The sequence below is a fragment of the uncultured Campylobacter sp. genome (assembly GCF_938045535.1).
Lineage (GTDB): Bacteria > Campylobacterota > Campylobacteria > Campylobacterales > Campylobacteraceae > Campylobacter_B.
The window spans coordinates 1-7,216 of sequence record NZ_CALIMQ010000258.1 but is presented as its reverse complement, the minus strand read 5'-3'; the positions used below and the strand labels follow the sequence as shown (position 1 = coordinate 7,216).

Annotated in this window: 6 protein-coding genes; 2 read left to right on the top strand and 4 right to left on the bottom strand. The window is 50.7% G+C overall.

What is annotated here, in order from left to right; translation table 11 throughout:
• Positions 1–136 precede the first annotated feature (136 nt).
• Complete coding sequence (locus Q0095_RS08175; protein WP_297883010.1) at positions 137–1,018, top strand: aminotransferase class IV; 882 nt, start codon at positions 137–139, stop codon at positions 1,016–1,018.
• A 43-nt stretch (positions 1,019–1,061) separates the two neighbouring features.
• On the opposite strand, the gene Q0095_RS08170 is transcribed toward Q0095_RS08175, so the two are convergent.
• A complete protein-coding gene (locus tag Q0095_RS08170; RefSeq protein ID WP_297883008.1) occupies positions 1,062–2,027 on the bottom strand; it encodes a DUF3137 domain-containing protein in 966 nt (321 codons plus the stop codon).
• 8 nt (positions 2,028–2,035) lie between these two features.
• On the bottom strand, positions 2,036–3,373 hold the full coding sequence (locus Q0095_RS08165) for an AAA family ATPase (protein ID WP_297883006.1): 1,338 nt from the start codon (positions 3,371–3,373) through the stop codon (positions 2,036–2,038).
• A 56-nt stretch (positions 3,374–3,429) separates the two neighbouring features.
• Between Q0095_RS08165 and Q0095_RS08160 the strand changes: the two genes are divergently transcribed.
• Positions 3,430–4,818, top strand: a complete 1,389-nt coding sequence (locus Q0095_RS08160) for an SH3 domain-containing C40 family peptidase (protein WP_297883004.1) — start codon at positions 3,430–3,432, stop codon at positions 4,816–4,818.
• A gap of 335 nt (positions 4,819–5,153) precedes the next feature.
• Here Q0095_RS08160 and Q0095_RS08155 read toward each other — a convergent pair whose 3' ends face one another.
• Positions 5,154–5,717: an isoprenylcysteine carboxylmethyltransferase family protein gene (locus Q0095_RS08155; RefSeq protein ID WP_297883002.1), complete on the bottom strand. Its 564-nt coding sequence runs from the start codon at positions 5,715–5,717 to the stop codon at positions 5,154–5,156.
• A gap of 495 nt (positions 5,718–6,212) precedes the next feature.
• Positions 6,213–7,214 (bottom strand): ABC transporter substrate-binding protein, encoded by a 1,002-nt coding sequence (locus Q0095_RS08150; RefSeq protein WP_297883000.1) that lies wholly within the window; start codon positions 7,212–7,214, stop codon positions 6,213–6,215.
• Positions 7,215–7,216 lie beyond the last annotated feature (2 nt).

The following is a 7,216-nucleotide window of genomic DNA, read 5'->3' as shown; positions in this document are numbered from 1 at the left end:
GAGACATGAAACATAATTTCTAAAAGCCTATCTTTAAAATTTGATTTATCCATCGGAGTTCCTTCGATTTTTGCGGCATTATATCTTAAATTAAATTGTTATAAGATAAAATGATGCGAAATTTCAAGGAGCGATTATGTTTGAAATCAGCGGAATGAGCGGCGATGAGATAGTTTATATTAACGGCAAGTTTTGCAAGGCCAAAGAAGCCGCGATAAGCCCTTTTGATCGCGGTTTTGTGCTCGGAGACGGCATCTATGAAGTAGCGCCCGTGGTAAATTCTAAAATTTGCGACAGAGCGGATTTTTGGGAGCGCTTTGAGCGCAGCGCCGCGCAGATCGAGCTGAAAATTCCATATTCTCGCGAAAAATATGAGGAAATTTTATATGAGCTCATCGCGCAGGGCGGCGTGAGCGAAGGCGCTTTTTACACTCAGATCACAAGGGGTGCGGCGATGCGCGATTTTGACTACGTCCGCGGCATAGAGCCCAGCGTCTTTGCTTTCGTCTATCATACGCAAATTTTTGATAATCCGCTCGCAAAAGAGGGGATCGAGATCGTGAGCCTGCCCGAGATCCGCTGGCACAGACGCGATATAAAATCGATCTCGCTTTTAGCGCAGTGTATCTTAAAGCACGAAGCTCATAAGGCGGGCGCTTATGAGTGCTTTTTGATCGAGGATGGGCTAGTTACTGAGTGCTCCAGCTCCAGCGCATTTATCATCAAAGATGACGTTCTGATCACGCGACCGCTTTCAAATGACATACTGCCGGGCATCCGCCGCAAGGTGATCTTGGGCCTTGCCGAGCAGGCGGGGCTTAGCGTGCAGCAGCGGGCGTTTGGAATGAGCGAGGTTTATGAAGCCGATGAGGCCTTTATCAGCGCGGCGACGCTGATGGTGCTGCCGATCGTAAAAGCTGACGGCAGAGCGATCGGAGGCGGTGCGGTCGGCAAATACGTACCGCGCCTGCGCGAGATGTACGCGGCACGGCTAAGAGCTGAAGCGGGACTGCAATAGAGCGGTCAAATTTAGCCCGTTAAATTTAAACTATGCGGGCTGATTAAATTTTGCTTTCTAGCTCGCCGGTTATGCGGCCTAGCTCGCTTACTAATTCTAAAATTTCAGCCAGTTCGTATTGGTGAGCATATACCGTTCCGGTAGTAGGAGGTATGCTAAATAGCTCTGTTTCGAAGCGGTTCGGCGCGCCGTTTAGAAATAGGTAAAATTTATTATCCATAAATGCCGCACTGATGCTAAATTTATAATAGTATCGCTTCAGCTCATTTAGTCGCTCCATCAACGTAGGCGTCAATAGATAGCGAGCTTCGACCTTGTCATCAGTAAACACGCGAAATTCGCTATTAAAAATGACGTTGTCCATTAGCTCCTTCTCGCCTAAAATTTTTGTATTTAGCTCGCGGCTCGCCAAGATGGTTTTGGCGTAAAATCTCTTGCCGAATTCGCATATCAGCACGCTGCCGTTAAAATCCATATACGCATCATATAAGCTCATCGCAAGCGAAGCTAGCTTCACATAAGTATTGTCTATGCCCAGATCGTAGTTATTTTTGATTCTAATTGCCTCGCTAAGGCTAAATTTTACCACATCCCATTCGCCTTTTATCTCATCTTCGCTGATAAAATCGGAGTTTGCAAAGATTCCCGCTCGCCTGAATTCCTTCGCGCTTATGCCGCGGCCTGGCGAATAAGTAAGCTGCGGATACGCCTGCGAGATCGCCGTGCGCACCAAAACTTTTTTGTAAAATAGTTTATATTCATAAGCGGCGTCCGCAATGCCGTCGTAAATGCAAGCAACATAAATAATCAAAAGCACCGCGTAGATAAGATAGACTTCGATCATCTCGTAATCCGTATCGTCGTTTGTTTTAAATACCGCATCGATCGAAAACATCACTATAAATGGAAACAGATATAAAAATGCTATCTTGGCATAGATCATCACTACCTTGCAAATGCACTTTTTTTGTTTGGCTCTACTTAGCGCTATCGCTTTGTCTAGTTGCATACGTTTCCTTAAATTTTTTGATCCGAAATTTTATAAAATTCATTCTCTTGATAAAATTTCACCACGGCTTCGTCCGCGCTTGCGCTGCGCTGCAAATACCGCAGCAAGGGCTCTGAGCGCGTATAGATCACGCCAAGCCCCGCAAGGCTCGTCGCACGTGAAAGCGCCACGTAGAGCTGCCCTTTGGCAAAGATCCTGTCGATGTCGCAGATGAGCTGCGGGATGCTCATGCCTTGGGATTTGTGGATCGTGATGGCGTATGCGAGCTTGAGCGGGAACTGATAATACCGCGCCAGCACGATCTGCTCGGCATCCGCGCCGCTTGCGGCGATCTCGCTTAGTTCGTATGTTTGCAGCCCGACGCGGCTTAGTATGCCCGAGGGTTTTTTTACGACCACGCTTTCGATCTCGTCGCCGGAGCTTTTTTCGATCTTTTCGACGACGCCTTGCTCGCCGTTAAAAAACTCGCCGCTTTTATTTGCGGTAAACAGCACCTTTGCGCCTTCTTTTAGCGTCAGACTTTGCGGCGTATTTAGCGAGGCGATCCATTTTTGAATTTTCTGCTCGCTCACGCCGCTTTGTAGCGCTTCATAAACGCCTTCAAAGCTGCTCTGCGGCGCATTAAGCTTAGCTAATCTGGCGTTATTTATCGCATCTACTTCGGCGTTTCGGCCCGAGATTATCGTAGCGTTCGGCTCAGCTCGCGCGGCATCGATGATCAAAGATCGCATCAGCTCCGCCGTCTGCTCGCTTGGGGTGCCGAGCCGCAGCTCGCAAAGCAGGCGGTATAGCGCCACATCTGCGGTGCGCTTGGAGCCTATCATCTCGACGTAAAAAAACTCGCACTGCCTCCACGCATACGAGCCGAAGGCGTAATCCGAGTCACTAAATAGGCTCGCGCGCGGCGCGCTCTCACCCTCTTTACGCACCGGCGGAAGCTGGTAAAAATCGCCCGTAACGAGCAGCCGTCCGTTAAATTTAGAATTTGAAATTCTAAGATAGATCATCTCGAAAAGCTCGGCGCCGATCATCGAAATTTCATCGATCACGATGAGGTCTGCGAGGGCTAAAATTTTTCGCAGCTCGCTTAGTTTGCCGCTTTGTTTGCGATCGAAGCCCTTTAGCTCCTCGTGGTTTTTGCAAATGCCGAAGCGGAAGAAGCTATGCACGGTCACGCCGCCGATCTCTACGGCGCTGATGCCGGTGCTGCCGAGCACGATGACGAGCTTGCCGCGAGCGCGGTAGTTTTCGATGAGCTCTTTTATTACGTAGCTTTTGCCCACGCCTGCGCCGCCCGTGATGAAAATATTGCGATCTTTTAGCTTTTGGATGATGAAATTTATCAAGTTTTTTCCTATTTTTTGGCAAAATTATAGCCAAAATTTTTTAAAAGGCATTTTGTTTGAAACGATTAGTATCTCTCATCTTCGCGGCTTTAATTCTTGCAGGTTGCGGCGAAACCGTCGGCCCGCGCAAGTTTATCCCGGAAAATCCCGCTGTTTTGGATCTCGAATACGCTCAAAACAGCGAGCGGCTGCCGGCTCCTGCGTCGGTGCAAAACATAAGCGGAAGCGCGTTTAAGAGCCGCTATTTTAAAATTTGGTTTGACGATGCGCCCGTGAAGGCGGAAATCGATACGTTTTGGGGGCTTAATTACGCCAAGGGGCGCCACTTTGACGCCGCAGGCAGGATATACGACGATGCGATCTATCAAAGTATTCGCATAAACGCCAATGAAGAGGCGTTCGGACTAATTTCAGCACCCGCTATAACGGTAAAAAACGCGCTGCTGCGAAATATCCCAAGCGACTTGCCGATTTTCGGCGATCCGAGCGAGCCGGGGGAGGGCGAGCCATTTGATTACGCCGCAAATTCCGCCGTGAGCGTGGGCTATCCGCTGCTGCTTTCGCATTACAGCAGAGACGGCGCGTGGGCGTTCGTGCGCAACGACGGCGTGTGGGGCTGGATAAGAAGCGATGCGATAAAGCGCATCAGTCCTCAGCAGGCAGATATTTACGCAAATTCTAAATTTATAACGATCCTGCGCGACGGCGCGGCTATTTATGACGAAAGCGGCGCGGAGCTTTTTAGAGCGCGCACCGGCACGATCCTGCCGTATGATTTTAGCGGCGAGCGCGATCTTGGCGGCACGCTCGGCGTACGGAGCGGATTCGGCGGCGAAATTTTAACCCAGTTTGGCGGCAGGAGATATTTCGTTAGCGCGGAGGATGCGAGGCTTTGGCCTGCGCCGCTTGATGAGCAAAACTCAAAGATCGTAGCCGCTAGCCTGCTCGGGCAGAAATACGGCTGGGGCGGGTATAAATTTCTTCGCGATTGCTCGCTTATGACGAAAGATTTTTTGGCGAATTTCGGGCTGTGGCTGCCGCGAAATTCTAAGGCGCAATCGGGCCGCGGCGAGCGTTTTTCGCTGGCTGGGATGAGCGCGGATGAAAAGCTTAGCTTTATCGGTAAAAACGGCGTGGCGTATAAAACCCTGCTGTATATGCCCGGCCACGTAATGCTCTACGTGGGGCGGGTGGACGGCAAGCCTGCGGTGCTGCACGATATCTGGGGGCTTCGCACGATGGACGGCGGGCGCGCGATCATCGGGCGCACGGCGATTACGTCGCTTACTATCGGCTCGGATCGAGCGGACATCGCCGAGGATCGCCTGCTGATATCGCGTATCAGTGCGATGAGCGTACTTTCGGGCGAGGAGGACGGCGTTTTGGACGATCTGTTCGCTCCTGAGGATCCGGGTATCCTATCTGCGTATGCGAGCGGAAATTAGGCTGCTTGCGGGTATGGGCGTGAATTGAGCTTCGCTTGGTAGCTGCCGTCATAGTTTGCTTTTGCCGTTGGTGGAGTAGCGCGCTTGACGATGCTGCGGTGCACGCAGGCGCAAATTTAAAATGGCGTTTTAGATGCTGTGCCATTTTAAATTTAGCCTAGACGGCAGCAAATTTGAAATTTCGGGCTTAAATTTAGTCTAAATTTAAGCTTATATCTCGTAGTCCTTAAAATTTCGGGCGAAATTTTAAAATTAACCCGCAAGTCCGGTTAAAATTTTAAAGCGCTATCTAAATTTACGCTCCTGCTTTAGGGCTCAATCGTGCGCCGCTCCCCTTAGAAAAACAAAAAATATCTCGGCGTTTTGCGCTTATACTCTAAATACTCCTGTCCGTAGGCTTGCTCGCAGTAGCGCTCCTCGCCGAGGACTACGAGGTGGTTGTATACGGCAAAGGGCACTATCGCTATGAGTAGCCACAGCGACGCCGAAGCGATGCAAACGCCCGCCATGCCGAGGAAATAAAAGAAATACATCGGATTGCGCGATAGGCGGTAGATGCCGCCTTGTGCGGCTCTGTCCGCAGAGGCTGCCGCATAGTCGTAAAAAGCCTTGATGAAGCCCGCAAAAGCCGCTATATAGATCACCGCTCCGATCCAAAACCACGCGCTGTCCGTCTTAAGAGGCACGAACACCGATAAAATGAGCAGCGCTACTTGCAGCAGCGAGCTTATGATCGCATTTCGCTTGTCCGCGAGCGTGTACCACGAGGTATCGGTGGCGCGCTTGCCGACCTCTTTGTAGATAAACATATACGCGAACTGTATCAGCACCATCGCAAATGAGGGTATCCAAGCGCCCGCTAGAGCAGGCTCAAGCGTCGTAAAAAATGAAATTTCCATGACCGCTCCCTTGGCTTTAAATTCTATCCGTAGCTTTGTTTTGCCCTTGTTTGCTTGTCGTTGCTTTGTCCTTTTTCACCCGCCGTGGGTTTAAATTTTACTCCGTCTTTAGCTACATATTCGGGCGCACTGCTTGCTCGGCACGCCGCGCGTTAAGGATACCGTTTCGGTTGGGACAATGTGGCAGCGACGCCGTCATTTAGGTATCGACGCGCCGAGCAACGATGGGATCTGCGCTTTATGTGGACGGCATCCGTATTTCAACGCGCCAAAATGCGAGATAGCGGCGCTTGTTTTGACGATATGACGCCCGCCCGCTTGGCGCTATCTGTTTGAAAAAGGCCTCGGCGCCGATATAATGGCAGTCTGCTCGGCGCCGATGTACTCGCTGCACGATGAAACATTCTGTGCCGATGTATCGCCACGTGATGAGGCGTTCGGCACGGGTGCTGCCTGCTAGGTGCGGCGCTGATGCCGTTGCTTCGGCACCGCGTCTTATTTACCCTCCGGGTTAAGTCCTTTTAAAATATAGCCAAATTCCGTATCGCTTAGCTCGTAATTCATAAATTTTTTATAAAACGCCTTCGTTTCGGCTTTTACGTCGATGTCGGCAAAAAGCTCCGGCTGGATAGTTTTCGCCGCCCATAAAATTTGAAGCACCGTATCCGCGCCGTATCGATCCCAGTTGAAAACCCCGCGCGGATTGCCGTAAACGCGTCCGTTTTTGACCGCATCCGTGCCGCTGTAGATCGGGCTTGATTTGATCTTCTCTACCGCATCTTCGTTGTGATCGCCGCCCACGATTATGATCTGCGGGTTGCTAGCGATGATCTCCTCGGCGGTGATGGTTTTCATCGGGCCTTTCGTGGCGGTGATCGCATTCGTTCCGCCGGCCAGCTCTATCCACGAGTCGATCAGCGTGCCCTTGCCGTCGATCTTTAAAAGATCGCTTCCGCCTACGATGTGAAGGACGCGCGGACGCTTATCGGGGCTTAAATTTGCGGTGCGGCCGCTAACCAAAGCGATATTTTTATCGAGATTTGAGATCAGATCCTTCGCTCTTTGCGGTGCGTCGCCGCCTAGCATATCGCCGCACATCCTGATACTGCGCCTCATCTGCTCGTAATCGCTAAAGCTCGCCTTTAAAACGGTAAAGCCCTGCTTAGCTAAATTTTCGCCCGTTAATGCAGTTGAGACGATGACTACGTCGGGGTTACGGCTCATTAGCTCCTCTAAATTTACGTCGTTATTTTTTAGCAGTACTGGGATCTGTGCCAGGCGCGGATAAATTTTAAGAAACCATGCGTTTTTGCTGATATTATCGGTGGTGGCGACGATCTTATCCGCTCCGCCGAGGGCCAGTAAAATTTGATTGTTCGAGTGCCAGAGTGCCGCTATGCGCTCAACTTTTGCGGGAATTTTGACCTCAGCTCCGTCCATATCCTTGATAGTTCTAAGCTCTGCCGCGCTCGCAAAAAGCGCGCCCGCTAAAAGCAGTA

Coding starts and splice junctions, on each gene's coding strand:
- Q0095_RS08175 (WP_297883010.1), top strand. CDS start 137: ATGTTTGAAATCAGCGGAATGAGCGGCGATGAGATAGTTTATATTAAC.
- Q0095_RS08170 (WP_297883008.1), bottom strand. CDS start 2,027: ATGCAACTAGACAAAGCGATAGCGCTAAGTAGAGCCAAACAAAAAAAG.
- Q0095_RS08155 (WP_297883002.1), bottom strand. CDS start 5,717: ATGGAAATTTCATTTTTTACGACGCTTGAGCCTGCTCTAGCGGGCGCT.